This window comes from Marinobacter lipolyticus SM19 (genome assembly GCF_000397065.2).
In the GTDB taxonomy this organism is placed as follows: Bacteria; Pseudomonadota; Gammaproteobacteria; order Pseudomonadales; family Oleiphilaceae; genus Marinobacter; species Marinobacter lipolyticus.
This window is the reverse complement of sequence record NZ_KE007327.1, coordinates 114,095-141,046: the sequence shown is the minus strand read 5'-3', so window position 1 is coordinate 141,046 and position 26,952 is coordinate 114,095. Positions and strand designations below refer to the sequence as shown.

At 56.1% G+C, this 26,952-nt stretch carries 21 protein-coding genes and 1 tRNA gene; 16 read left to right on the top strand and 6 right to left on the bottom strand.

Translation table 11 applies throughout. The features are described 5' to 3' along the window. Positions 1-196: 196 nt before the first annotated feature. Both MARLIPOL_RS15240 and MARLIPOL_RS15235 read left to right on the top strand, forming a co-directional pair. Positions 197-2,503, top strand: coding sequence for a galactose oxidase-like domain-containing protein (locus tag MARLIPOL_RS15240; RefSeq protein WP_012139154.1), 2,307 nt, complete (start codon positions 197-199; stop codon positions 2,501-2,503). Between the two features lie 10 nt (positions 2,504-2,513). Further along, a complete protein-coding gene (locus MARLIPOL_RS15235) occupies positions 2,514-3,077 on the top strand; it encodes a hypothetical protein (protein ID WP_012139153.1) in 564 nt (187 codons plus the stop codon). A 56-nt stretch (positions 3,078-3,133) separates the two neighbouring features. Here MARLIPOL_RS15235 and MARLIPOL_RS15230 read toward each other — a convergent pair whose 3' ends face one another. Beyond that, positions 3,134-3,547 (bottom strand): c-type cytochrome, encoded by a 414-nt coding sequence (locus MARLIPOL_RS15230; protein WP_012139152.1) that lies wholly within the window; start codon positions 3,545-3,547, stop codon positions 3,134-3,136. Between the two features lie 197 nt (positions 3,548-3,744). Here MARLIPOL_RS15230 and MARLIPOL_RS15225 point away from each other — a divergent pair, with 197 nt between their 5' ends. Both MARLIPOL_RS15225 and MARLIPOL_RS15220 read left to right on the top strand, forming a co-directional pair. Continuing rightward, positions 3,745-4,077 (top strand): hypothetical protein, encoded by a 333-nt coding sequence (locus MARLIPOL_RS15225; protein ID WP_012139151.1) that lies wholly within the window; start codon positions 3,745-3,747, stop codon positions 4,075-4,077. A gap of 15 nt (positions 4,078-4,092) precedes the next feature. Then, positions 4,093-5,253, top strand: a complete 1,161-nt coding sequence (locus MARLIPOL_RS15220) for a phospholipase A (RefSeq protein WP_012139150.1) — start codon at positions 4,093-4,095, stop codon at positions 5,251-5,253. A gap of 142 nt (positions 5,254-5,395) precedes the next feature. On the opposite strand, the gene MARLIPOL_RS15215 is transcribed toward MARLIPOL_RS15220, so the two are convergent. The 3 genes from MARLIPOL_RS15215 to MARLIPOL_RS15205 form a co-directional block, all read right to left on the bottom strand. After that, positions 5,396-6,754 (bottom strand): phosphohexomutase domain-containing protein, encoded by a 1,359-nt coding sequence (locus MARLIPOL_RS15215; RefSeq protein WP_012139149.1) that lies wholly within the window; start codon positions 6,752-6,754, stop codon positions 5,396-5,398. Positions 6,755-6,763: 9 nt separating this feature from the next. Continuing rightward, complete coding sequence (gene bfr, locus MARLIPOL_RS15210) at positions 6,764-7,240, bottom strand: bacterioferritin (RefSeq protein ID WP_012139148.1); 477 nt, start codon at positions 7,238-7,240, stop codon at positions 6,764-6,766. Positions 7,241-7,336: 96 nt separating this feature from the next. Then, the gene (locus MARLIPOL_RS15205; RefSeq protein WP_012139146.1) at positions 7,337-7,543 is read right to left on the bottom strand and encodes a bacterioferritin-associated ferredoxin; all 207 of its coding nucleotides are present in this window, start codon (positions 7,541-7,543) and stop codon (positions 7,337-7,339) included. A 175-nt stretch (positions 7,544-7,718) separates the two neighbouring features. On the opposite strand from MARLIPOL_RS15205, the gene MARLIPOL_RS15200 reads away from it, so the two are divergent. The 9 genes from MARLIPOL_RS15200 (at position 7,719) to MARLIPOL_RS18995 (ending at position 18,541) form a co-directional block, all read left to right on the top strand. Continuing rightward, positions 7,719-8,261: a YaeQ family protein gene (locus MARLIPOL_RS15200; protein WP_012139145.1), complete on the top strand. Its 543-nt coding sequence runs from the start codon at positions 7,719-7,721 to the stop codon at positions 8,259-8,261. Positions 8,262-8,464: 203 nt separating this feature from the next. Next, positions 8,465-9,649, top strand: coding sequence for a thiamine pyrophosphate-dependent dehydrogenase E1 component subunit alpha (locus tag MARLIPOL_RS15195; RefSeq protein WP_012139144.1), 1,185 nt, complete (start codon positions 8,465-8,467; stop codon positions 9,647-9,649). 1 nt (position 9,650) lies between these two features. Next, positions 9,651-10,628, top strand: coding sequence for an alpha-ketoacid dehydrogenase subunit beta (locus MARLIPOL_RS15190; RefSeq protein WP_012139143.1), 978 nt, complete (start codon positions 9,651-9,653; stop codon positions 10,626-10,628). Positions 10,629-10,654: 26 nt separating this feature from the next. Continuing rightward, a complete protein-coding gene (locus MARLIPOL_RS15185) occupies positions 10,655-12,250 on the top strand; it encodes a dihydrolipoyllysine-residue acetyltransferase (protein ID WP_012139142.1) in 1,596 nt (531 codons plus the stop codon). Positions 12,251-12,259: 9 nt separating this feature from the next. After that, positions 12,260-14,104, top strand: coding sequence for a protein kinase domain-containing protein (locus tag MARLIPOL_RS15180; protein ID WP_012139141.1), 1,845 nt, complete (start codon positions 12,260-12,262; stop codon positions 14,102-14,104). 102 nt (positions 14,105-14,206) lie between these two features. After that, positions 14,207-14,283: transfer RNA gene (locus MARLIPOL_RS15175), tRNA-Arg, on the top strand. Positions 14,284-15,045: 762 nt separating this feature from the next. Then, entirely contained in the window at positions 15,046-16,923 is a 1,878-nt protein-coding gene (locus MARLIPOL_RS15170; RefSeq protein ID WP_012139140.1) for a hypothetical protein, read from the top strand. 17 nt (positions 16,924-16,940) lie between these two features. After that, positions 16,941-17,900, top strand: coding sequence for an NYN domain-containing protein (locus MARLIPOL_RS15165; protein ID WP_012139138.1), 960 nt, complete (start codon positions 16,941-16,943; stop codon positions 17,898-17,900). Positions 17,901-18,094: 194 nt separating this feature from the next. Continuing rightward, complete coding sequence (locus tag MARLIPOL_RS18995; RefSeq protein ID WP_407638103.1) at positions 18,095-18,541, top strand: HNH endonuclease domain-containing protein; 447 nt, start codon at positions 18,095-18,097, stop codon at positions 18,539-18,541. A gap of 22 nt (positions 18,542-18,563) precedes the next feature. Here the strand turns inward: MARLIPOL_RS18995 and MARLIPOL_RS15155 are convergent, their stop codons facing one another. After that, positions 18,564-21,050: a neutral/alkaline non-lysosomal ceramidase N-terminal domain-containing protein gene (locus tag MARLIPOL_RS15155; RefSeq protein WP_012139136.1), complete on the bottom strand. Its 2,487-nt coding sequence runs from the start codon at positions 21,048-21,050 to the stop codon at positions 18,564-18,566. Positions 21,051-21,079: 29 nt separating this feature from the next. Continuing rightward, on the bottom strand, positions 21,080-22,387 hold the full coding sequence (locus tag MARLIPOL_RS15150; protein WP_012139135.1) for a YncE family protein: 1,308 nt from the start codon (positions 22,385-22,387) through the stop codon (positions 21,080-21,082). 560 nt (positions 22,388-22,947) lie between these two features. Here MARLIPOL_RS15150 and MARLIPOL_RS15145 point away from each other — a divergent pair. The 3 genes from MARLIPOL_RS15145 to MARLIPOL_RS15135 are packed head-to-tail and all read left to right on the top strand — an operon-like array spanning position 22,948 to position 26,942. Then, on the top strand, positions 22,948-24,600 hold the full coding sequence (locus tag MARLIPOL_RS15145; protein WP_012139134.1) for a GMC oxidoreductase: 1,653 nt from the start codon (positions 22,948-22,950) through the stop codon (positions 24,598-24,600). Continuing rightward, positions 24,597-26,321, top strand: coding sequence for an aldehyde dehydrogenase family protein (locus MARLIPOL_RS15140; protein WP_012139133.1), 1,725 nt, complete (start codon positions 24,597-24,599; stop codon positions 26,319-26,321). The genes MARLIPOL_RS15145 and MARLIPOL_RS15140 overlap by 4 nt, the downstream gene beginning before the upstream one ends. A gap of 6 nt (positions 26,322-26,327) precedes the next feature. After that, on the top strand, positions 26,328-26,942 hold the full coding sequence (locus MARLIPOL_RS15135; protein ID WP_012139131.1) for a TetR/AcrR family transcriptional regulator: 615 nt from the start codon (positions 26,328-26,330) through the stop codon (positions 26,940-26,942). Positions 26,943-26,952 lie beyond the last annotated feature (10 nt).

Here is a 26,952-nt window from a genome sequence, read left to right as displayed (position 1 = left end):
TTTTTTTGGGGCGCAGGGCAATACTGGCCGGCGCCAGATAGAAAATGGGTGACTGCCCCAAAATTACTGTCTAACAATATTGCAGAAAACTGACGAACAGTTGAAACCATTTTTGCTTCCCGAGCGTAAGGGGTAGAGGGGTGCCGGAAAAGGCCCCCCCTCCCTTATAGACAACAACAATATCGAGGAGCACAGAATGTCCTGGAAAAAAAGTCTGTTATGCCATCACATAGCCATCGCCATTGGCACACTCGCTCTGTCCGCCTGCGGCGGCGGTTCCTCAGGGGATAACAACGTATCTGAGCAGCCAACGCAGAATCAGCAAGAAGCGGCCGTAGCCGGGGATCAGTCCACTGCCTCTGCCCAGCCTGCACTCAAAGATGACTATTCCCCTGTCGGCGCCTTCAGCGAGCCGTTTGCAGAACCCACGATCATTGTTGACGGCGAGACCGTAGAGACTGACGAGAAGTGCGTCACCAATGCTGAAGGCCTGCAGGAATGCAAGCCAGCGGCTGGCACGATGGCCCTCCTGGAGGACGGTCGCCTGCTCTATCTGAACGCGCTGGAAGGCACTGAGAACGTGGAGCTTTCCATTGTCGCCGAGTTCGGCGAAGTGTCCGTGAACGATCAGAGCCGGGTGCTCTCCCTGGGCGAAAACGACGAGCCCCAGTGGCTCAAACCCAGTCCACTTCGTGCGGGTGCGAACCCGGATGGCGCTGACAGTGAAACCCTGTTCAACAACACGCCGCTGGCTGTGCTGGATGGTTTGCTCGACACCGCAGACAACACCGCCAAGAATGATGGGGCGTTGTTCTGTTCAGACGTCATCGGCATGGCCGATGGCAGCGTCCTGGCCGTCGGGGGCACCGACTATTATTCCGAGCCGGGCGTCGATGGTCTGCCCTTGGGCGTCGCTGAACTGGAAGGCGTCAAGAATTCCCGTATTTTCCACGCCAAAACCAACAGCTGGCTTCAGAGCGGGGATATGACATACGGACGCTGGTACCCCTCCCTCGTAACCTTGCCAGACAGCAAAGTTCTGGTTGCCAGTGGCGTTGAAAAACTGATCAAACCGGTCTATCCGAGTGATCCGCTGAATAGCGGTCGCAACATTGTCCAGACCGAAGTCTACGATCCCTGCACAGGTACCTGGAGTGTAAATCCATCCACTGCAGACCGTTCGCTGCCGCTGTATCCGCGCATGCACCTGCTGCCCAACGGCCATGTGCTTTATAACGCCGGTGGCCAGGCCTTCAACCCGTTCGGTCAGGGCTACGATCAGGCACTGTGGAATATTGTGGCTACTTTTGATCCAGATACCCAGAGCTGGACCGACATCGGCTATGCCGGTTTACCTCTGAAACTGGATGAGATCGGTCTGGGAGAGCTCAGCAGCACCCTGAACCTGACCAACCTGTCACAGGAGCAAGGCTCTTCACTGCTCGGAGATGTTTTGAACTCAGCTGAAGATCTACTGACCGCAGCCAGCGAGCTGAACGTGGATGAAGAGACCCTGAAAACCGCCATCGGTGGTGGTATGCGCGGGTCCACTTCATCCACCATGCTACCGCTGAAGCCCAACGAGAACGGCGAATATACCGATGCCGAATTCCTCACCGCCGGCGGCGTGCCCAGCTATGCCCTGCTCACTAACCCGGGGGGTTACCTGCCCACGGATCAGAGCCGGATCGACACCGTGCGTACCAATGGCGACGAAGTCGACTATGAGTCCCGTCTAACCGGATCCCTGAACCAACCACGCTGGTACGGCACCAACGTGCTCATGCCTGATGGCTCGGTCATGGTATTCAGCGGCGGTAACCGCGACGGGGTGGTATTGCCCGGTCTGGAAGGCGCCATCAGGACTGCCGAGCGGTTCGATCCTGAGACCAACACCTGGACCGAAATGGCGACCGGTATTCGCCAGCGCACCTACCACAACACGGCTGTTTTGCTGCCAGATGGTCGGGTCATGGTCGCCGGCCACTCTCCGATTAATACCGGCTACCTGAGCTTTACTGACCTGTCAGACCTGGGCTTCGCACCATACGACGGTCGGGATCCGAGCTTTGAAATCTACACGCCACCTTACGCCATGCGAAACGATCGTCCGGAAATTCTCTCGGCGCCGAAATCCCTGATGCCTGGCGACGAATTTTCCATCCAGGTGGATCAGGCAGAGGACATCGATAAGGTGCTGTTGATTCGCCGCACGGTCATGACGCACGTGGTCGACAGCGATCAACGTGCCATCGAACTGCCGGTTCAAAGCCGCAATGGACGTACCATCCAGCTGAAGATGCCGGAGACCAGCAACGTTGTGCCTGCCGGCGTATATATGCTGTTCGCCAGCAAGGATACCGAAGAAGGCCGAGTGCCGTCGGTCTCTGTCCCGATCACCGTGAAGACCGCTGGTTCACTGCAATGTAGCGGTGACACCCAGTTGGCGGACAACACCAACGACGATACCAGCCTGCTCGACAGTGTTGTTGGCCAGTTCTGAAGGAGCAAAGATGAAACGCACAGACTCAGGTCACACTCGATCCCTCAGTCTGGCTATATTGATGGTGGGCACGACGCTGGTAAGCGTCGTGCCCGGGCAAAGCAACGCACATCAACCTCCGAGTGCCGAAGGCACTCCGGAGGGCATTGTGCGGGCCAGCGTCCTCCAGGAGGGCGGTATTGAAGCCATGGGCGTGACGATACTGGATGCGCCCAAGCCAGCCATCATGGTCAGCTACCGAGGAGAGGAAGTGTTGACGGTTTTCGACAGTGACAACGAACCTTTCCTGAGATTCCACCGTGACCGCGTTGAGGCCAATACCCAAAGCAGTCTCTGGGAAGTGGTCACTCACAGCCAGAACAGTGCTTCAGGGGGTGACTCGTCCTGGGTTCAGGTGTCAGGCTCGGGCACCTTTGGCTGGGTGGATCCGCGATTGTCAGCCGGCCACATTGATCCGGACACAGCGACCGGATGGCGAATTCCAGTCAGGCAAGGGCAGCAGGCGATGTCGGCCATCACCGGCCGGCTTTCCTGGCGCGCCTTGACCGCCAATGTCACTCCAACCCACCAATAAACCGAAAAGCCCCGCTTCAGCGGGGCTTTTCAGTTAACTTTTTTGTGCTGATCGGCTCACTGACTCTCAGACACCAGGTACTCTACTGCAGCCTCAATTTCCTCGTCGGGACAGTTGCTACAGCCACCTTTGGCAGGCATGGCGTTAAAGCCGTTGATGGCATGATCTACCAGGGTTTCTAACCCCTTATCAATACGGGGACTCCAGGCCGCGGTATCACCTTTTTTCGGTGCACCGGCTGCGCCTGTATCATGGCACGCCATACAGACCGCGCTGTATACTTCATCTCCAGAACGAGGTCCCGAGCTGGCTTCTTGAGCCGGCGCTGCTGCGGATCCGCAATCGTCGCCCTGCACACACACCTCACCCACCGGGGCGATACGTGCACGGATTTCGTCTTCAACACTTGCCATTACGGCACCCGCTGTCAGGCCAAAGCCAAGCAATACAGCAGCCAGGACTCTCTTCATCTTCACAATGCACCTCGCATTTGAGCGTTATAATAATCAGTCGCCGCATTATAGCGACTGCGGCCAGGCAAAAAAACCAAAGTGCAAAATCAACAATTGATCTCAACCATTTTAATTGCCGTTTCGTAAGCATCTGAGCCCGGGGGAGCCATTCCGGGTACCATAGGGAACGACCACACACTGCGGAATGCCGGATTATGCGACAACTCGAGAAAACACCCCACCCACTTCGCAAGCCTCTACTGATAATGGAATTTGCCGCGCTTGCAGTATTACTGACCTCCATGGCCTGGTTTTCGGGACGCGTTGACGATGGCGCCACTCTCAATCCCGCGTGGCTACTGATCCCTGCCCTTGCCAGCCTGGCGGTGTTCTGCAGCTTTATCGGCCTGATGTACCTGCGCTGGGTTGCCGCCGCGCAAGCCGATAACAAGACCCGTCACAAGGTCGTTTTCTCGTTGCTCGCCATCACACTGATTGGTGTCTGGTTATACGGCATCGTTAATACCTGGATCAGCCTTAACGCCTAATGAGGAATAGCGGATATGGATACATCCCGCGGCGCTTCGTCCCGATTTACTTCTTCGCTCATCCCCCTGGTTGCGGCCAGTCTGCTCCCTGCTCCGGGATATGGTCAGTCTGGTGAGCCAGCCCCTACGGATGACCTGACCCTGGAAGACTGCGCGCTGATTGACGATGGCATTCAGCGTCTGGCCTGCTATGACAGCATCAACGCTCCCGAGAAAGCGCAGGAAAAAGCCGGAACGGAAGAAACGCGGCGAGCCCAGGAAGCCACCGATACTCTTGAATATGACGGGGCTGCCGACGTCGCGGAGGGGGACGCGGAGGTCGAGGATTCGTCCGCTGACACCGGAGACGGGGATAGCGGCGTTATGGCCGCGCTGGTGAAGCGCTACACTGCCACAGAAAAAGCGATCTTTTCCTTTTCAGGCAGCTTCGTTGGCCACCGCCCAACCTACATCCTACCCTTCACATGGGTGGATACACCGAACGATGTTCCCGTCAGCCCGCGACTGGGAGAAAGCCGCTACGATCACTCCCTCGACAATAAAGAGGCCAAGTATCAGATCAGTTTCAAGGTGCCCTTGCTGACCGGCCTGCTGGATGACCGGACAACGCTCTGGTTTGGCTACACCCAACAATCTTTCTGGCAGGTCTACAATACCGAAGATTCCGCACCTTTCCGGGAAACCAACTTTGAGCCGGAGATTTTCCTGCGCTACCAGGCGGACTATGATGTCGGCCCCGGCACCCTCAGCGGGATTACCCTGGGGCTGAACCATCAGTCCAATGGGCAGTCGGAGCCCCGTTCCCGCAGTTGGAACCGGATCATGGCCTCCATCGGGTACAGCTACAATCGCTGGCTGTTTCTTGTGCAGCCCTGGTACCGTCTGCCGGAGAGCGATGACAAGGATGATAATCCTGACATTGAACGCTTTGCCGGCCACGCAAATTATCTGGCGGTCTACAAGCTGACGGAGGATCGGACGTTCTCCCTGAAGCTGCGGAATAACCTGCGCTCCCATGACAACAAGACGTCGGTGGAGTTTGGGTACAGCTTTCCGATGGGCGACACTCTTAAGGGGTTCTTCCAGTATTACAATGGGTATGGCGAGAGTCTGATTGATTACAATGAGAGGATTCAGAGGGTGGGCATTGGCATTATGCTGAATGACTGGCTTTGAGCTTTGGGTGCAAAGCCAGTCAGGCGGGTATGGATTTCAGAAACACGCTCAAGCACATCCATGTGGCGCTTGGGCTCCGCCATCCATGGCTCCGCACAGTTTCTGAAATCCATACCCGCCTGACTGGCCCAAACTTCTGGAGTCAGCCTTCGCTATTCAAACGCTCCATTTCTGATAACAGCTCTGCTGTTTTCGCTTCCATCAAAGCAATGTCCCCACGGGACTCAACGTTCAGGCGAACGACCGGTTCGGTGTTGGACATCCGCAGGTTGAAACGCCAGTTGTCGAACTCCACGCTCACCCCGTCAACGTGGCTGACGCTTTTGGCATTGGCGCCGTAGGCGGCCTCGATGGCGGCGATGACTTTGGGGGGATCGGCGATGGTGCGGTTGATCTCGCCGCTGGCCGGGTAGGCTTCGATTCTGGCGTCGATCAGTGATGATAGTGGCTGGCCAGACTGGCACAGGCGTTCTGCCACCAGTAACCAGGGGATCATGCCGCTGTCGCAGTAAGCGAAGTCGCGGAAGTAATGGTGGGCGCTCATTTCGCCACCGTACACCGCGTCTTCATCGCGCATGCGCTGTTTGATGAAGGCGTGGCCGGTTTTGCTTTCGATGGCTTCACCGCCGGCAGCCTTGACCAGATCCAGGGTATTCCAGGTCAGGCGTGGGTCGTGGATGACTTTGCCGCCACCGGTCTTGCGAAGGAACTGGTCCGCCAGCAGGCCAACGATGTAATAACCCTCGATGAATCGGCCATTCTCGTCAAAGAAGAAGCAACGGTCGTAGTCGCCATCCCAGGCGATGCCCATGGCTGCCCCGCTGGCTTTGACCGCCTCGGCTGTGGCAGCACGGTTTTCTTCCAGGATGGGATTGGGCACGCCATTCGGAAAGTGGCCATCGGGCTGGTGATGCACCTTGATGAACTCGAATGGCAGGTGCTGTTCCAGCTGGTCAATCACCAGGCCGGCACCGCCGTTACCAGCGTTTACCACGATTTTCAGAGGCTTCAGCGCTGGGGCATCGACGTAGCCGAGAAGGTGGTCGATATAGGCGCCCATGACTTCCAAAGGCTCATACCGTCCCAGGACCGGCGCGTCGCCAAACGGTTCCGGGACTCGGTCGCGGATGTCATTGAGGCCGTTATCGGAGCTGATGGGCCGGGATTCCGGCCCTACCATTTTCATGCCGTTGTGGTCTTTCGGGTTGTGGCTGGCCGTCACCATGATGCCGCCATCCATTTTGTAATGGCTGGTGGCGAAGTAGACCTGCTCAGTACCGCACAATCCAATGTCGAACACATCCGCGCCGGCAGCCATCAAACCTGAGCTGAGCGCTTCGGAAATTTCAGGACTCGACAGGCGGATGTCATAGCCAACTATCACTTTTTTGGCACCCGTCACTTCCACATAGGCCCTGCCAATTCTCTCGGCCAGTGTCGGGTTGAGTTGATCCGGCACACGGCCGCGCAGGTCATAGGCTTTAAAACAGGACAAGTCCATTGTCTGGAGTTACTCCGCAGCAGACGATTGCAGTTGAATGTAGTTCTGAATACCCATCTGGCCAACCATTTCCAGCTGCGTTTCCAGCCAGTCGATGTGCTCTTCTTCGCTGTCCAGGATACTGCGGAACAACTCACGGCTGGTGTAGTCTTTGATTTCTTCACAGTAAAGGATGGCTTCCTTCAGATCCGCATGGGCTGTTAGCTCCAGCTTGAGATCACAGGACAGCATCTCTTCGACATTTTCGCCAACCAGTAGTTTGTTCAGATCCTGCAGGTTAGGAAGGCCTTCGAGGAAAAGAATACGCTCGATCAGCACATCGGCGTGCTTCATTTCATCAATGGATTCTTCGTATTCCTTGGCCGCCAACTTGGTGATGCCCCAATCTTTATACATCTTGGCATGCAGGTAATACTGATTGATGGCAGTGAGTTCGTTGGTGAGTACTTTATTCAGGAACTGGATGACTTTCTTGTCGCCTTTCATGACGTTTCTCCTTACTTGGATGGGCAATCCATACAGGATAGACCTTCCTTCGGGGAGAAAAAATCACAAATGGGAAATGATCGCAGCAATGCCCGATCAGGCGGGCTGAGCCAGCATATTTGCCATGGCCAGATAATCCGGAGTGCGACTTTCACGCAGAATTTCCCGCGCGGTACAGGCACAACGGCCACACTGGGTTCCAACGCCAAGTTCCTTGCCAAGCTGACGCATGGAACTGACGCCGTTATCGGCGGCTTCACGAATTTCGCGGTCTGTTACACCATGACAAAGGCATACATACATAAGAGGTCACTCACGGCCCAATGAAAGCTAGTGATAATTATTGTTATTTGCATGCAGCTTTGCAACCCCTGTGAGCAATTTTTATGCGAATAGGTGCATCAATGGCCTCTCAGAACCAGGCCATTTGAATTACACTGCCCACATATCACCAGTCAAAACAACCGCAGGAAGCCCAATGGCGCTCAAGGCAACGATCTTCAAGGCAACACTCAACATCGCCGACATGGACCGGCAATACTATGGTGATCACCACCTCACCATTGCCCGCCACCCTTCGGAAACCGATGAGCGCATGATGATTCGCCTGCTCGCGTTCGTGCTGAACGCCAGTGAGCATCTGGAATTCACCAAGGGGATCAGCACGGACGACGAACCGGACCTGTGGCGGAAAAGCCTGAGTGATGAAATCGAATTGTGGATAGAACTCGGCCTGCCTGACGAAAGTCGCCTGCGCAAAGCCTGCAATCGATCGGATCAGGTTATCCTGTATACCTACGGCGGCCGCGCCGTGCCCCTGTGGTGGGAAAAGCATCATGGCAAGCTGACCCGCTTCAACAACCTGACCATCATTGACCTGCCACAGGACGACACCGAAGCACTCGCCAGCCTGGCCAAACGCGGCATGAACCTGCAGTGCACCATCCAGGACGGCGAAGTGAGTATCGGTAACGAGGACACTCTGGTCAGCATTACGCCCGCCCCTCTCTACCCAGAATAATCAGTCACTTGCCTACAACTGGGGAATCCGAAGATCAAAATCTGCTCACCGGGTCTACCCGAAAGCAGCAGTTTACGTTAAGGTAAACACCATGTAGCACTGACAGGGCCACACCAGATCCTGCCAGATTGGCTACAATGACATCATCGACACCCCCACAAGGGGTGTTTTGTTCCTCAGGCCAACACCCCAGGAAGAGGATTATGACAACAACAAAATCGAAAGTTGTTTATTCCCCGGTCTTTACCGACGGTGCGGAATTTCGAATTCCCACCTTCAAACTGTTGAAGCAGGACGGCTCGCTCTACAAGGGCGCCAAAGCGCCGAAGCTAGATAAAGAGAAAGCCCTGCGCATCTACCGGTCGATGGTCACCACCCGGATTCTCGATGAGCGCATGCTTGCCGCCCAGCGCCAGGGGCGCCTGAGCTTCTACATGCAATGCACCGGCGAGGAAGCTGCGGTGATCGGTAGCGCCGCGGCGCTGGACGACAGCGACATGATCATGGCGCAGTATCGGGAACAGGGCGCACTGGTCTATCGCGGCTTCACCATCGATGAGTTCATGAATCAGCTGTTCGGCAACGAACTGGACTATGGCAAGGGGCGCCAGATGCCTGTTCACTATGGCTCCAGCAAGCTGAACTACATGACCATCTCATCGCCGCTGGCCACGCAGATTCCCCAGGCCACCGGTTACGCCTATGGCCAGAAAATGGCGGGCGACGGTCATTGCACCATAACCTACTTCGGCGAAGGCGCCGCATCAGAAGGTGACTTCCACGCCGCCCTGAACATGGCTGCCGTCCATCGCGTTCCGGTGATTTTCCTGTGCCGCAACAACGGCTACGCCATTTCTACCCCGGCTGCCGAACAGTTCGCCGCCGACGGTGTTGCACCCCGGGCCTACGGCTACAAGATGGACGTCATCCGGGTGGACGGTAACGACATTCTCGCCATGCACGAGGCCACCCGCGCCGCACGCAGCCTGGCGGTGGAGCACAATCGACCGGTACTGATCGAAGCCATGAGCTATCGCCTCGCCGCCCACTCCTCTTCCGACGACCCGTCCGGCTATCGCAGCAAGGACGAGGAGGCCGTGTGGCGTGAGAAAGATCCGATTCTGCGGATGCGACTCTGGCTCGAAAGCAAGAAGTGGTGGAATGAAGACGACGAGAAACAGCTGCAGGAAAACATGCGCCGCGAGGTGCTCGAAACCATGAAACGGGCGCAGAAGCGGCCGCCACCAGCACTTGATACGCTGGTCAGCGATGTCTACGACGAGGTACCACCAGCCCTCGCCGATCAGTTCGAAAAGCTCAAGGCCCATATCCGTCGGCACCCGGACGCCTATCCTAAGAGTGCCGAACACGCGAAGGGAGGGGCCTGAGATGACCAAGATGAATATGCTCCAGGCCATCAACAATGCCCTCGACACCGCCATGGCAGCCAACGAACGGGTGCTGTGCTTTGGTGAGGACGTGGGCGTCTTCGGCGGCGTTTTCCGTGCTACCAGCAACCTGCAACAGAAATACGGCAAGGCCCGCTGTTTCAACACACCGCTGGTAGAGCAAGGCATCATCGGTTTCGCCAACGGTCTTGCGGCGCAAGGTTCTGTGCCAGTGGCCGAGATCCAGTTTGCCGATTACATCTTCCCGGCATTCGACCAGATCGTGAACGAGTCCGCGAAGTTCCGTTACCGTTCCGGCAACCTGTTCAACGTGGGCGGATTAACCATTCGTGCGCCCTATGGTGGCGGCATTGCCGGCGGGCTTTACCACTCGCAATCACCAGAAGCCTACTTTGCCCACACACCGGGCCTGAAAATTGTGGTGCCGCGTAACCCTCACCAGGCCAAAGGTCTGTTACTGGCGGCCATTCACGATCCCAACCCAACCCTGTTCTTTGAACCCAAACGGCTCTACCGCGCCTCCGTTGGCGAAGTGCCGGATGAAGACTACAGGCTGCCGCTGGGCGAAGCCGAAGTCCTCAAGGAAGGCACGGACATTACCGTGCTGGGCTGGGGCGCCCAGATGGAAGTGATTGAACACGCAGTCGAAATGGCGGAGAAAGAAGGCATTTCCTGTGAGGTCATCGACCTGAGAACCATCCTGCCGTGGGATGTGGAAACCGTCGCCAACTCGGTGCTCAAGACCGGGCGCCTGGTGGTGACCCATGAGGCCCCGCTGACCGGCGGTTTCGCCGGCGAAATTGCAGCGACGATACAGGAGCGTTGCTTCCTGTACCTGGAGTCCCCGATCGCTCGGGTCACCGGGATGGACACTCCGTTCCCGCTGGTGCTGGAGAAAGAGCATCTGCCCAATCACCTGAAGGTCTACGAGGCCATCAGGTCGAGCGTGGACTTCTAGGTTGATATCAGGACAGGAGAGCAATCATGAGTGATTTTATACTGCCCGATATCGGCGAAGGTATCGTGGAGTGCGAACTGGTCAAGTGGCTGGTGAGCGAAGGTGATCTGATCGAAGAGGACCAGCCGGTCGCCGAGGTGATGACCGATAAGGCCCTTGTGGAAATTCCGGCGCCGTACAAGGGTAAGGTAACCCGCCTCTATCACAAGGAAGGCGACATCGCGAAGGTCCACGCACCGCTGTTTGAGCTGGTGGAAGAAGGCGGCGAAAGCGAACAGGCCGCCGCCTCTCAAACCCCGCCATCTGAAGCCGTCAGCGAGACGCCGGCGTCATCGCAACCCTCCGACGCCAACAGTGCAGCGACTGACGACTCCACCGAGGACTTCATCCTGCCGGACATCGGCGAAGGCATCGTCGAGTGTGAGGTGGTGGAATGGCGCGTGGCCGAGGGTGACGAGATCGAGGAAGACCAGCCGGTGGTAGACGTCATGACCGACAAGGCCATGGTCGAGATCACCGCGCCCAAGGCCGGCCGTGTCACCAAACTCTACCACCAGCAGCAGGAGATGGCCCGGGTACACTCCCCGCTGTTTGCGTTTATTCCCCGCGAACGTGATGAACCTGCCGAGGCAAAAGCCACATCAACGCCGACACCGGAACCCGCGCCAGCGACGGCCAGACCGGTCGCGACGGGCAACCGGCAGCGCATTCCCGCCAGCCCCGCCGTGCGCCGCCTGGTGCGGGAGCATGACCTGAACCTGGCGGACATCGCCGGTTCCGGCAAGGATGGACGGGTGCTGAAGGCCGATGTACTAACCCACCTCGACAAACCCGCAGCGTCTGCACAGGGCCAGGCACGTGCCGATGAATCACAGCCAGCTATAGGCCGCGCACGCAGGCAACCGGAGGGTGAGCAGGAAGTCCGGGTTGAGCCTATCCGCGGCATAAAAGCGGCGATGGCTCGCAGTATGGTGGCGTCAGCGACCACCATTCCTCACTTCATCTACAGTGAGGACATTGATGTCACTGACCTGCTGAAACTGCGGGAGCAGCTCAAACCAGAGGCCGAAGCCCGTGGCTCACGGCTGACGCTGATGCCTTTCTTCATGAAGGCCATGGCGCTGGCGGTTCAGGAATTCCCGGTTCTCAACAGTCGTCTCAACGACGAGGCCACAGAGATTCACTACCTGTCCCAGTGCAATATCGGTATGGCGGTGGACAGCAAGGCGGGCCTGATGGTTCCCAACGTCAAGGGCGTGGAGAGCCGGACCCTGCTGGGCGTTGCTGATGAAGTGGCGCGCCTGACCGAGGCGGCCCGTTCAGGCCGTGTCAGCCAGGAAGACCTCAAGGGCGGCACCATCACCATTTCCAACATTGGCGCGTTGGGTGGCACTTATGCTTCACCCATTATCAACGCACCGGAAGTGGCGATTGTGGCCCTGGGCCGGACCCAGAAACTGCCACGCTTCGACGCCAACGGGCAGGTGGTGGAACGGGCTATCCTGACGGTAAGCTGGGCGGGTGATCATCGCATCATCGATGGCGGCACCATAGCGCGTTTCTGCAATCGGTGGAAAGGCTACCTGGAATCGCCGCAATCGATGCTGCTGCATCTGGGCTAACAGAGCAACATGGCGCAGAAGACGCAACTGCAACAGTTCTACATTCCCGAAGAGCAGTCGATCTATCTGCTCAGCCATGACGATGCCAAGAAGCTCAAGGACTGGGTGGCGCTTTGCGCCGCCCAGCTCCGCCAACTGGGTTATCAGGATATCGAGATGATCGGCAAGGGCGCCTACGGTTTTGTGTTTGCAGGCCGCCTGCCCAGACAGGGCGCCAATGCGCCTGAGCATGTTTTCAAATTCACCCGCATCAACCTGCCACAACATCTACAGGACCGGCTTGAAGACGAAGCGTTCATACTCGAGCAGGTCCGGCACCCACGGGTGCCCCGACTGATCTCCTATCAACGGGCACGCAACCAACCCATCCTGGTAATGGAACGGGCAGCTGGCATAAACCTGGAAGAAGTGTCACTGCGTGAAGGCCGCCTGAAACCGAGGCTGATTATACGAATCGCCGACCAGCTTGCGGACATCCTGCGCAACCTGCGCCGCGAGAACGGCCCCGCCGGACGCCCCATCGTGCACGGCGATATCAAACCGTCAAACTTGGTGTTCGACGCCAACACCGAAAACATCGCCCTGATTGACTGGGGCTCGTCCGTGTTCGCGCAACTCGACGCCAACCAGCAGTTCATTACCAGCAATGTTATGGAGCTGATGTCCGACAACCTGCAACAGACCAACGCACGGCTGGGGGATGTCTATTTCATCGGTGAAGAACAGCTCAACGGCGGCCTGTCGTCCCCCCGCTTCGACGAACAGGGCGCGGCCGGAACACTGTACGCACTGGCCTCCGGTCAGTCGTGCCGGTTCGGACATCAAGCGATCCCCGCCAGCTCCCTGGGCCTGCCCATGGAATTCGCACGTATGCTCGACGGCATGCTGGCCCCGGATCCGGAGACTCGTCGACGGGCCGGTGACTACTACCTGCAAGAAATGCCGAGAATGGCCCGCACCGTAATGATTGACCTGCCGGAGCCACCGGTCGCACCTCTGGTACCGGTCTGGACACGGCCATCAGACCACGAGATTGACACCGTGGTGTACAGTTCTCGTAAATCGTTCCTGCGGCAGGAAGGCGCCCCGGAAACCCTCAATGATGTCAACGACGTTCAGCTGGACCGCTACTACAAAAACTTCATGCAGGGCATGGGAGAAACGGAAAAGGCATTCCTGGCCGCCGTCAGCCGGCTGGGGCGATACCCCGTCGAGGGCGGCCTCGCCGTGCGCTGGGAGACCGACGGCGTCTACATCGATACGTCACTGAACCTGCACGACCCCAGCCTGAAGGCGGCCTTCGTCCGGGCCGTCAACAACATGGTCTACCTCGCGCAAGCCATCTACCGCCAGGGCATCTTCAAGAGCTGCCTGTTCAATGCCCGCAACACCCTGCACATCGACCGCGACGAACCGGACCAGCCCTTCCGGATCGAGCCCGGCATGCAACTGCGCTACGAGGTCAGTGCGGCCCCGGAGGTGGAAGACGAATCCCGGGTGCATTCCTATTTCGAGGACGGCCCCGACCCGGAGGAATTCCTGGTACTGCCGCACACCATCATCACCGCACTTGAGTCCCTGAACGACATCCACCACACCGGCATGATCATCTTCGAAGCCCTGCCCCGTCACCTCAAGATCCACAGCCATTACCGACTGCTGGACCCGGACCGGGAGGGGGAATTTGCCCGCTTGCTCGATGAAATCCTCTCCGCCGTGGACCAGATCACCGGGCTAGGCGTCTCCGGCTTCATGAAAATGCCCTATAAAGACACCCGCTTCTTCCCTCACATCGAACGGCTGCCCGAGCGTTACTACCCCAGAAACCCCAGGGCCGAAGCTGACTCGGCGTGAATCCACGCGATCGCAGCAAAGATACCAGGAGGGCTGGACAGAACACCTCTTCACACGTAAGATTGCGCACTCGAAATTATCGCACCAAGCGATTGATTTCTTCCGCCCGTAGCTCAGCTGGATAGAGCGCCGCCCTCCGGAGGCGGAGGTCAGAGGTTCGAATCCTCTCGGGCGGGCCATTATCCAGGCAAATCAACGAATTACCAGCCTGGAATCCTTAAATCAGTTTCCCCGCACCTTAGTTAACTCAAAAAGTCTAAATTTCGATCATTGACCTTTGCACGGTCAAGCCGAAAGCCCTTATTTTCGTCAATGTTTTTGCTTGTGCCCAAATGGTGCCCCGGCAGTGCCTCGCGCTTCCCACTCGATAAGTAGAAACCTATCCACGTGACCTTTGCCCATTATTCGCGGTAACGTCCTAAGGCACATGCAAAAGAGGACCTTGTCACTGGCGTTCTCAGATACAGTATCTGCAAGTTGTAGCTACACTACCGCTTATCGGACAGCCGTTGATGATCAAGGCCGCGCCGGCAGCTCGATTCCAACCACTGATATTCTAAGTAGCTTGGGAGATTCAGACGAACGTCAGGAACTGAGCAACGAGTTTACCCAGAGCGTTCAAATGCGAAACATCTACATGACGACACGCTAGAGTTGGGTCCGACGCTCAAGGATTGCAGACGCACAGTGACTGTGTGGTGATCAATGACGAAGAAAGGCTGGGGTAAGTCAATGGCATTGTTGACTCGCTCCTCACCGATTGCTAGGCTCTTAATCGGTTCTGGGTTGCCTTCGGTTGGTGGCAGTGTCTCACCAAAAAAACGCCCGCTCTGAATAGCAGCATTTTTATCGTTTGCTCCTCAGCCTTACGTTTCTTATTTCCCCTTTGCTCAGGCACTCCAGTTCAAAGCTAACTGGGAGCATCTTTGTAGGAATAAGAAATGAAATCTATTACGCGTTTTCTCCCAACAGATCAGTTCCACATTGTCCCACTCAACGGACTGTCTCCCGACGACTTAAAGCAATCTGCAAAAAATTGTTCGCTTGATCGTGAACAACTCCGTCACAACACGTTACTTAATCTCCTCGCGAAATCCCTAGGCGCTGAGCGTGGCTTTGCTGGATATCGTGAGCTTTACGCGCGCTCAATTCTGCCTTTCATGAAACAGCATGAACTGAATCACCGTGTTGATTTGCTTGCATGTCCTGTGGGCTCAGAGGACAGGATGACGAGATTGCAGCTATCCGTTGAGCAAGTCTGCGGTCGACTCTTTAATTCCGACTTACCACTCCCTCAAAGGCTATTCACGGGTTATAACTTTGACTATGCCCAGCGTTATTATAATGCGCTCGAGACGTTCAACTATTGGCGGCAACGCGAGGCAATGGGAACGCCACAACTCGATGGATCTGACTTCGAACGCTTGGAAAATTTGGTCAACAAGAATCGAGATGCAATCGACCAAATCTCAGGCAAACGGATACAGGATTTGGTTGTCGGCGGGTTCCTAGATTTCTCCTTGTATTCCAGCTTTAATCTTTTGGGCGATCTGTTAGTGCAGTCAGCGTCGACCCCGATGGTTGTCCCAAAACTATATTGGCCTAATGACTGCGATAAAAGCCAACAATTGCGAGAGCAGAAAAGGGACATCGCGGTAGCCAGCTGGTTTCGCGAGACCATTGAGAGTGGGACCGCTGGTTGGGTGGACGTTATCCCCTTTAACGAAAAGCTGATTTTTCTTAAAGGCAGTAATGGCGAGTATGATTTTTTGTTGCCAAACCTGCGTTCCAAGCCCTTTGAACACCAAATCTATGCGCCTTATCTCAAAAGAGCTGATGTTCCCTCTCAGATGAATGAGGAGTATCACTTTCAGCGTTGGTACTATTTCGAGTTCGATGGCTGGCGCGAACAGGCGGAGCATGATTCTGAGGTCGACTTTTACCTAGGAGGTGGGGTGCCTGCCGATCACCCTGGAACATGGCCTATCCTTAGGAGCTCGCTTATAAAGAGGAAGATATATGCTCCAAGTAGCGCGAAACTTGGTAAATCAAAATCTTGCCCTGTAGCTTTCCATCGAATCCAGCTTGATGACAAATGCCTATACGTTTCAGACCTGATCCCCATTGCTGACTTTGCGAGATTCACAAACCACCGCCCAGACTACATTCATTCCCGGGACTCTGTTGAAAATAGTGGTGCATTGGATGATCTTTCAACAATGAATCGGGACGCGCCGGATCTGCCTGCTTCAGTAACTTGGTATGACGCCTGCGCTTTCATGGCTTATTTTGAGGAACTCTATGGTTTGCCAGTTCGATTGCTGAAAACTTGGGAGTACAGACTCCTGCGCGAACAATGCCCAGGAATTTCCAGACCAGGATCTAGTAGAGATGACATTGATGAGCTAACACATGGGTTAAAGCTCAGCGATCATCCAGAAAAAACGCTTCTCGGCTTCAGAGATGAGAAACGCTCTGACAGTTTACTGACCTTTATCGATGAAAAATCCGAGCAAGACTTAGGCGCACACCCGGAGTATATGTCAGAAGATCGTTTCCAGTCGTTGGTGTGTAAATATGCAAAACCGCTTGAGTACATCGAGCATCCAGTCGGGCTGCGATTCGTTGACTCTGACCAGTTCGGCGAGTGGCTTTACGAGAACCCGTACGGCAAAAATGCTGCGGCTGTCCGCTCAAGGTCCGTTCGGTCTATTTATAATCTTCCTTACATCGAGAGGGATCACTTCATAGCCGCGAGTACGGGCAAATACAAACATATGAAGATTGGCTTTCGCATCTGCTACGCCGCTTCAAATTAATCAAGGAAGATCAAAACATGAAGAACCGCACGTTTGCTGTACTAGTCGATGGTGAAAATGTCAGCCCTAAAGACTTCCACGGAGTTATTCAGGAAGTAGAGAAGAATGGAGATATAGCCCTTCGGAGGGTTTACGCTGACTGGACCCGCCCGCCTCTTTCGAGCTGGAAGGACATTCTCCATGAAACTGGGGCCAGACCAATACATCAATTCAATTATGGAAAAGACGCCGCCGATCATGCGCTAATTATGGACGCAATCGAGCTAACCAGCACTAACACAAGGTTGGATGCTTTTTGCATTGTTTCATCCGATGGGGGTTATCACACCCTAGCCCAACGCATCAGAGAAAAAGGGCTTCACGTGATGGGTATCGGAAAGCGCAATACACCCCAGCGTTTACGCCAGGCGTGCCACCACTTCGTGTATATGGATCTACTCGAAAAAGAAGCGCCAAAACCAGCGAAGCAGGATGATGAATCACTGGAAGATCTTTTGGTCAGAGCCTACCGCTCCGCTGAGGTACACGGAGAGTCTGTGTACCTCGGCCAACTTGGAAGTCATTTGAAAAAACTGGATCCAGCATTTGATCCAAGGAGCTACTCATTCAACTCGCTAAAAGCCTTGATAAAGGCAAACTCGCACCTGTTTGAAACGGAAAGTGAGACACACGATAGATTCTTCATAACGCTCAAGGAAGGCGCAATCGAAACCAAACCGGATCAGGTTTTGGAGGGAGTCATCTCACGCTGGATTTCGCATTATGGGTTTATCGAGTCCGACCTCGGCCCTTTCTACTTTGCAAAAACGAATGTGAGAGCCGATCAGAGAGAACACCGATTCAAGGCTGGGGATAAAGTGAGATTCTCTGTCGCAAACCTACCGGACCCCGGCGCGGGAGATTCTTCCGAACAGAACGGCAAGGCAAAAGAAATAGAAGTTTTGGAAGAGCTAGTCCTGGCGGAAAATCCTGACTAACTCATTTTGCTTACCCTCTCAAAAGCATGAGGCCTCTCTAGAAGAGGCCTTTTTGACTGGTATCTCAAAGATGTCTCCGAAGGAGTAGGTAAAGTCTGATCTGGATTTTCCCGTTGGCAGGTACACTTGGAGGATTCTTAAGCCTTGTCGAAGCCCGGAAATCCGCGGATTTCCAACTAGTTGCCAAATACAGAGTGTACCGCGTTACTAATGGTCAGTCAGAGATTGAGTTACACCCTCTATGGAACAAATATATCCGAGCAAACTTGGCGATCATCAAAGGGTGGGCGCTTTTTCAATGGGCTGACTACCTTCAACGTGAAAACCCAAACATCCCAGCCCTCATCAAAAAAATAGAGCCTCCCGTCAAACGGGCATCCCTGTCAGAGCAGACAAGATTCTGGAACACTGTCGTAGTGGAACAGCCTATTCACTGCATCTACTCCGGGACTCTCCTTCAGCCATCCTCGTTCGCCCTCGATCACTTTTTACCCTGGTCACTCGTCTGCCATGATGAGTTGTGGAATCTCATTCCTGCAGACCCTCGCGCGAACTCAAGCAAAGGTAGGTCTCTGCAGAGGTTTAATGATTCCAGACACCAACGCAGGTGGCAAGATCGCCACCATAAACGAGGTGTCTGATTGCGAGCACCTCACAGCTCACTCAAGGACATGTTGCCGATGGGCCCGCCACTTCAAAGGCACCACTCGCACCTTCCCAGGCACCACCCGGGTTCGCCACACCTTTGGTCCTCAAACGGTAGGTTCCGGGCGCCAGATTCCGTGGTAACTTCCAACTGACTGTTGCTTCTGAAGCTCCGGTGTAGGGCAGCTCAGTGGCCAGGGGTGGCAGGAACTGGGGGTGCCAGGTATACAGCAGGTCAGGTGAACGGTCTGTCGCCACGACCTGCCAGCTGCCGTCTTCCTGGAGCTGCTCGGCATACCCATAACTGTCGTTCAGCATCAGGTCGTTCCGTGGATGACTGGCCTGAAACCGAACAGCAACCTCATCGCCAGGAGCTACCACGGAGGGGGCCTCCTGAAGTACCGTACCAAAGGCCTGCTCACCCGGGCTGTCACTGGGGATGTAGGGCGGCCTGCGTAACACCGGAGTTACCTCGGGCAACTCCGGGCCCACCGCCAACACTGTGCCCCGGGCCATTGAATCGGCAAGTTTTTTGAGTTCCTGGGTCACCGCAGCCAGGCTCCAGGGACCAAAGACCGTTGAGGCCCCTTCATATTGCTGGCTGGCGTATTCTTCTCGCGTGGTCAGGTAGTGGGTATAGCCATTCACAAGGCCTGCAATGACGACGGTATCGACGCCCACCGGCGCCATCTCTTCAAGCACCATCTCACGCAGACGCCGAGCAGACATGGTCGTCACTTCCCAAGGAAGACCCACCAAGGCCAGGTTGCCAAGACGGAAAATCTGCAATGGGTGAATCGCCGGCTCGAAGTTCGCCGTCACACCTATCAGCTCCGATAGCACATTCGGCACGCCATCGGCCGCTTCTCCAAGATTGGTTGGGAGCAGGACCGGTTTTTCGGCGTGACAGCCCATGCCTAGTAACGGCAGCTGCTCCACAGTACACAGGAGAAGGTCGCTTACCAGATTCACCGGCAGCGCCATGTCCGTCAGTCCCGCGAAGTCAGCGGCGACACTGCTAAGCAAGTCGGGCGAAGCGCTACAGGTCAGCCCTTCCTCGCTGATGGGCCCGGGGCCGTCTTCCGCGCCGGCAGGGAAAGACACCCCGAGCGCCGCATTGCAGGTTTGTTTATTAGCGACATCCAGCTCTGGTGGATGCTCAAGCCCGGAGAGGACCTCGGGATCCGTGACTGTCACCTTGTTCATCGGCACATGCAGAAGCCGATAATCCACACTCCCGGTTAATGGCTGACCGCTCTGCCAAAGTTCCAGCGCACGAGCCAGTTGTTTGGTGCCGGAGATGGCGTTCGAGTCGACAGGGGTTTCACCCCCGCCGCGGCGCGGATCCGGATGGGGAAACTCATTAATGAAGATATTGGGGGATGCATCGCCCTCATCGGCCTGGGCAAAGGCCGCTACAAAACTGTCTTCTGCGGGGTCGGACCGGTAATCCGTCGCCATGATCTCTTCGAAACCCAGCGAGGCAAATCCTTTGACATCGGAGCTGACGTAAGGAATTTCCGGCCCCATGACCGTGGGGTGCACACCAAACCAGTTGATCACACCGACCGGGCTGCCACTCTTGCGACTCAGATTCAGTTGCACCACGGTTTTTACGACGTCAACCTCCTCGCCGCGAATATTCAGGTACTGCTCACGTTCATGCGCAGGGTTCATCGCATAAGCAGGGCGCGAGCGATTGATGTTGGTGTTCAGCAACTCTCCCACCGCCATTTCGATAGGTGCTGTTTGGGGGTTGGCTTCAATGTTCTGATGCGCGCGCAAGATGGCATCGACGATGCCATTCACGATGGTGTTGTATACCAGAGCATCGAAACCCAGGTGCAGGGCGTTACCCGCTTCATGGTGCGCATAGCCTGCGGGCCCATTGTGGGTATGAGTTGCCGACAGCATGAGGTTTTCAGCGGTATACGCTGCCGCCAGTTCAGGATTCTGCGCCAGGGTGTTGAGAACACCGTTGCGGATAGATCCCCACATCAAACCAATGTCTGCCGACACAAACATGACGCGTTTTCCGTTGCAGGGCGATTCAAGAGCAAACGCCCGGGCATATTGCCGTGTGTGAAGACCGTGCATAACCTGCCCGGTATCTTCCCAGCCGTCGCCGCTTTTCAGGGCAACCGGGCCGGTAATATCCGACAATCCGGTTCCGAAGCGGAACGCCCGGTTCTTCGCGCAGGCCGAATCTGCCGTCACTGATGAATCTGCATTAGCGCTCTGGGTTTCATTGCGAGCAACGGAAGGCGCATCGAGACCACTGCCAACTTCCCGTAACGGGCTCTCCATCACACACTGCGCCAGGTCCGGGTTCGCAAAGGGGGCAGGGCTGGCTCCCCGTTCATCCGAAGGGCCACGGCCTTGCTGATCGTTTACCGGCGACAAAGCGTCGCGCCCGCCTTGATCGCCGCCACAGGCAACCAAAAACACACTGGCAAACACCAAGCCCAAACAATGGGAGGCAAAACGGTAGTTATTGTTGTTCATGACAATTCTCGTTGGTGGTGATCCGGGTGTTAAAACGCAGCAGTCCAGCCATCCGGCACGCTACCTTCACGGATACGTTGTGGGTGGTCTCCCACATCAACCCGGACCACTTCCTCGGCCCGATCAATGTTGATCACCGACATTTGATCCGTCCCACTCCAGGACACGAAGCAGTTTTCGCCCGAGATATCCCGGGTGATCCAGTAAGGCTTCTCACCCAGCCCTTCCAACAGTTCATATTCGAATGTTTTACGGTCAACAATGGCCACATAGTCGCTCATGGTGCCGGCGACACACAGCTTCTCGTCATCGGCCCCCATTGAGATTCCGTGGTGCGCCGAGTCGTTCACGTAAAGCTCGACTGGCAGGTCTGGCACCAGGTTCGGGAGGTTGGCGACTCGGGTGATCTGGTCGTTTTCCATATCGTACTCAACGAACCCATGGAAGAACGAAAGCTGGAAGTAGAAGAACTTTTCATCCTCGGTGTGCGCCATGGGTCGAATGGCTGGACTCATGTCCGGATAACCCGCTTCGGCCAATTTTTCGCTGATATCAAAGCTTTTGATGTCTTCCCAGGTTTCCGTATCAACCACTTTGAAAATGCGTTCGCCCTTGGTGTCGGTCAGTGCGCCACGGTCTGCGGGGCTGAACACATGACCGATACTGGCGTGGTAGATCTTCTTGCCGTCTTTCGAGTAAACATTTTCATGGGGTGAGTTACCGGTTGGGAAGCGCGCTTTTTCTTCGCCAGTCCAGACATCCAGAATATGCACCACGTTGCCTGTTGAGGCGGACACCGCGACTTCACTACCGTCAGGAGATAGCGCCATATGGTCAGAGCGAATACCCTCCACTTCGAACCGCCACACAATGTCATTAGAGGCAATATCGATGGCTACAACATCCGCAAAACTGGGGCGCGAAACGATTAACAGCTCCCCGTTTCGGGTGCTATACATGTCGTCTACGTATTGGTTGTGGCCCTCCCCGATCAACAATGCAATGCCATGAAACGCGGCCAGTTTAATCGGATCAAGACGAATCTCATTCATCCGTTCTTCTTTGTCCGGAATGCCATTGATGCGGCCAATTTTTACGTAGCTTTCGCCATCGATTACATCAATGACGCCATCCCAGTTGCTACCGACAAACACCACAGCTTTGGCACCGTCCTCAACGGGAATCGTTGCCAGGGGCTCGTTATCCCGTTGTGTTTGTTCCGCAGGATTCTGGGCCGAGGTGTCGCTGCCTTTGTCACCAGCACTTTCACTCTCGCCCATGCAGCCGGACAAAATCAGCGCCATAAAAAAGGGGGTAAGGGATGCTATTAAACGCATGAAAAGGGCTCCACATTGAGATCTATTGTTTTTCTTTAATCACGCCACGACCAAAACGTGACATTTTGTTGTGAAACATTATGGATACGTAAACGCAGTTTCAGCTATGGCAGAATTGACAGAGCGATTGGCGGAACCGTCAACTCGGCCCGTATACGCCCTCTGAGTGACCCTACCCCGTTTCCAGGGACGGCATTAAAGCCGCATGAACTGGTGGCGGATTACATTGCCTGGGACATTTTGTGGAACTCTGATTTGCTCGTTAGCACTGATGAGAACCTGTATTCGACAAATCTCGAAAGCGATTCGCACCCCGCAACACCCCAGCTCCCCGAACATCAAAACCATGGCAAACCCAAATCCCCTCTGCATTTAAAATCGGACACTTTTATTGGACAATCGTCCAGATTAAATGATTAACTCTGCATACTGTACAAATCGCAGTCGGCTTACACAGAGGTGCAGCCCTGAAAAGCAGCACACCTGTGTACGCCCAAAAGGCCGTGGCCCGGAAAGGATAAGGCCCCGGTTGGTATCGGTAACTGGCAGAGAGAATTGCAATGAAACAACAACAATATGATTTCGATTATGTGGTGATCGGGTCCGGTTTCGGCGGCAGTGTGTCGGCCTACCGGCTGAGCCAAAAGGGCTATCGGGTCCTGGTGCTGGAACAGGGCCGTCGCTGGACGCCCGAGAACCTGCCAAAAACCAACTGGAAGGTCTGGGACTACCTGTGGCGGCCGTTCGCCGGCTTGCGCGGATTCCTCAGCCTGCGCCTGTTCCGTCACGTGATGATTCTCCATGGCAACGCCGTCGGTGGTGGCTCCATCACCTACGCCCAGACCCTGCTGGTTCCCAAGGATAGCGTCTGGGAGGACGGCAACTGGGCCGGCCTGGATGACTGGAAAACAACCATGCCCGCCCATTACGAGACGGCCAAGCATATGCTCGGGGTCGCCGAGAACCGTCGCCCCGGGCCGGCAGACGACAAGCTCCGGGAAATGGCGGCCGCCGCGGACGTGGAAGACAGTTTTTACTACACCGATGTCGGTGTGTTCTTCGGCAACGACGAAGACGCCCCAGGAACCGAATATCCGGATCCGTACTTTGGTGGGGAAGGCCCGGAACGCAACTCCTGCGTCGGCTGCGGCGGGTGCATGGTTGGCTGCCGCTATAATGCCAAAAATACCCTCGACAAGAACTACCTCTATCTGGCGGAACGGTTGGGCGCGGAAGTCCGGGCAGAAACCGAGTGTGTCGACGTACGGCCACTGGGCAACACGGATGGCTCTGAGGGCTACGAAGTCACCACGGCACCGGCGTTCAAACGTTTCAACCGGCCCCAAACCCGTATCACCGCCGGCAGCGTGATCGTTGCCGCCTCGTCCCTGGGCACACAGCAATTGCTGTTCAAGCTGAAGGAAAAAGGCTCGCTTCCCAATGTGTCTGATGACCTCGGCAACCGGGTTCGCACCAATTCCGAGTCCATTCTCGGCGTACGGTACCCCAACACCAAGGAGGACATGTCCCGGGGCGTAGCCATCGGCTCTGGTATTTACATCGACGACCATACCCACATCGAGGCCGTCCGTTATCCGGAAGGCTCTAATCTGATGAGCAGCCTGCTCACCGTGCTAACCGGCGGCAGGCCGGGACCCACCCGCATCCTCAGTTGGCTGGCGGCACTGGCCAAACTGATCGCCACCCGTGGGTTCAATGGCATTCGTAGTGTTCTGCCTTATCGTTTTGCCTCTGAAACGGTCATTTTCCTCGTTATGCAGACCCTGGACGGTCACATCAACATGCGCTGGAAGCGCCCCTGGTACTGGCCTTTCGGGAAGCAGCTTGCCACCGAGGGTGACCGTATCCCGACGTTCATTCCCGAAGCCAACGCGTTCACCGAAAAGGCCGCGCGTGCCACGGGCGGCGTTGGCCTGAGCTCCATGAGCGAGATCCTGTTCAATGTACCGATGACAGCCCACTGTATGGGTGGCTGCGCCATGGCGGGTTCACCGGACAAAGGCGTTATCGACTCACAGAACCGCGTGTTCAACTACCAGAACTTGTACGTGATTGATGGTTCGATGTTGTCCGCCAACCTGGGCGTTAACCCAAGCCTGACCATTACAGCACTGGCGGAACGGGCGATGTCTTTCATTCCGCAAAAGGCAGACGCTTCCGACTCCGAAGCGAAGCAAAGGACCTCTGTATGAATAATAATGTTCAGGAGAACGATGTCTTCATCGATCTCGACAATGACCTCACCACACTCGCCAACACCCGAGACAGCTGGGCACAGACCCCAGTGGCGGAACGCATCCAGATCCTTCAGGAGATCAAGGATTCATTGCTGAACGTTTCCGACGCCTGGGCTCGGGATGCCGCCCGCGCCAAAGGACTGGATCAGGATTCGCCCCTGGTCGGTGAAGAGTGGTTGTCAGGCCCCTATGCGGTGATGGGAGCCTGCAATGGTCTGATCGATACTCTGTCCGGTCTGGAAGGCAAGTCTTTCCTGAAAAACATCCCCTTCCGGACACTGCCGTCGGGCCAGACCGCTGCACGGGTTGTTCCCCACAGCCTCTGGGACAGGTTGCTGTTGTCGGGCGTGAAAGCCGACATCTGGATGCAAAAGGGCATCAACGAAAACAACATCGCCGCCAACACAGCCACCGTCTATGACGATGCACCCGAACAGAGAATCGGGCGGGTCTCCCTGGTGCTTGGTGCCGGCAATATTGCCGCCATTGCCCCACTCGATGCCTTCCAGAAACTGTTCGTGGAACACCAGGTCGTCATCCTCAAGATGAACCCGGTCAACGATTACCTGACCGAACACCTGAAGGCCGCACTGCGCCCGCTGATCGACCGCGATGCTCTGCGTATCGTAAAGGGTGGCGGCGATGTGGGCGCGTGGCTGACCGAGCACTCCACGGTGGAGGAGATCCACATCACAGGTGCGGAAACGACCCACGACGCGATCATCTGGGGCCGGGGTGAGGAAGGCCAGCGCAACCGGGAAGCGGGCACACCCCGGGTGAACAAGCGTATTACCTCCGAACTGGGCGCGGTCTGCCCCACCATTGTGGTACCAGGCAACTGGTCCGCCGCCGACATTCGCTTCCAGGCCGAACAGATTGCCACCCACAAGCTCCACAATTCCGGCTTCAACTGTGTGGCATGCCAGGTGCTGCTGATGCCGGAAGGCTGGAATCAGGCCACGGACCTGATGAGCGAGCTCCGCAACGTCTTGGGCCGCTCCACGCGCCCGGCTTACTATCCCGGGGCCGAAGATCGTCTGGACACCTTCCACCAGAAGTCGGAAGAGGTGACCACCGTCAATCGGGGCTCAGCTCCCAACTTGCTGATCAACAAGCTCGAAGACAACGACTGGTTCCGCAGCAATGAAATCTTCGCCCCGGCGCTCTCCACCCACTCGCTGGAGGCCCCGGATGCCGAGCAGTATCTGCGCAACGCCATCAAGTTCGCCAACGAAAAGCTCCACGGCACTCTGGGTGCGAACATCGTTATTCATCCGGATACCATCCGCTCCATCGGACGCTCGCGATTCGAGGAGCTGTTGGCGGAACTACGCTACGGAACCATTGCCATCAATACCTGGACCGGCCTCGGCTTCCTGTCGACAGTGTGCCCCTGGGGCGCCTTCCCCGGCCACACACTGGATGACGTCCAGAGCGGCATAGGCACAGTCCATAACACCTTCATGTTCGACTCTGTGGAACGTGCGGTCGTGGAGGCCCCATTCCGGCCTTTTCCACGCTCGGTATTGTCCGGTGAATGGACATTGCTGCCCCGGCCGCCCTGGTTTATTACCAACAAGCGACAGCAGCGCCTCGGGCGACTGCTCACCCGCTTCCAGCACAGCCCGGGATGGCGTCATATTCCGCGCATTTTTGCCAACGCACTCAGGGGGTAATGCCCTATGAATTCCGAGGTATCCGGTAAGTTGCAGGTTCGAGCCGAGCGCAAGAACCGAAAACGCCAGGAAAAGAAAGATCAGATTGCAGGCAGTGCCCTGAAGGCTCTTCAGGAGCTCGGCTACGCCAATACCAGCCTGCGGGATATCGCCGAGAAATCCAGCTTGTCGCTGGGCATGCTCCATTACTACTTTGAAGACCGAACGGAGCTGATTCTTCACTGTGTCAGCGTCTACAAAACAGCCTTTACCTCCCTGCTCAACGAGACAGTCAACCATGCCCATGGTCGGGAGGCCGTCATCAACGCCCTGGCCGGAGCACTGGCAACCACCATTGTCGAGGAAGCCTCGACCCACCGGTTATGGTACGACCTTAGGAGTCAGGCTCTTTTCGATTCTGCCTTCCGGCCCGTGGTCGAGGAGATCGAAGAGACCCTGATCGATATTCTCAAATTGGCCGCAACCCGAGCCGACAAGGCAGACGAGATCGACGCCTCCCTCGGTTATGCATTAATTGATGGTGTGTTCCGCTACCAGCTGCAGAACCAGATAACGGGAACACCCCGTGACCAAAAAGCGCTCGCCATGGAAATGCGGGCTGTATTGGAATTGTTTCTTTAGACCATGACCC